The sequence below is a fragment of the Mediterraneibacter sp. 210702-DFI.5.30 genome (assembly GCF_020560115.1).
GTDB classification, from domain to species: domain Bacteria; phylum Bacillota; class Clostridia; order Lachnospirales; family Lachnospiraceae; genus Mediterraneibacter; species Mediterraneibacter faecis.
The window spans coordinates 1-362 of the sequence record NZ_JAJCME010000039.1 but is presented as its reverse complement, the minus strand read 5'-3'; the positions used below and the strand labels follow the sequence as shown (position 1 = coordinate 362).

Below are 362 nucleotides of genomic sequence, written 5' to 3'. Positions count from 1 at the left end.
ATTCAGAGGAGCTATTAAATTCTTTAACTAATGCTTTTTTCTTAGACTCTGAGTAATGATGCCTTTTGTAGCTGTACGATAAACCGTGAATACCTTGGTATTTAAGAATTAATTTCCAAGCTCGAATTGTTTTTGCATCTATTTGATATAATTTTGCCACTTTGTTGAGACTGAGTCTTTTAGTTTCATCAAGGATCGCTAATTTTTGCTCAAGTGAAAAGTATTTTTTTCTAGCCAATTTTAAATGCCCTCCAATTATAAGATGAATTTTCTATTTCATCTGTATACTTAGAGGGCATTATAGCCTTTCCAACTTTGGGGGTACGGGTCACCTTTGATTCTTCAAAGGTTGGGTCTTTTTG

1 protein-coding gene is annotated in these 362 nt (G+C 33.4%); it reads right to left on the bottom strand.

All coding sequences use genetic code 11. The annotated features are described in order from the left end of the window. Positions 1 to 238 (bottom strand): hypothetical protein (locus LI126_RS14595; protein WP_227165654.1); only part of this gene is annotated, 238 nt, incomplete at its 3' end. Between the last annotated feature and the right edge of the window lie 124 nt (positions 239 to 362).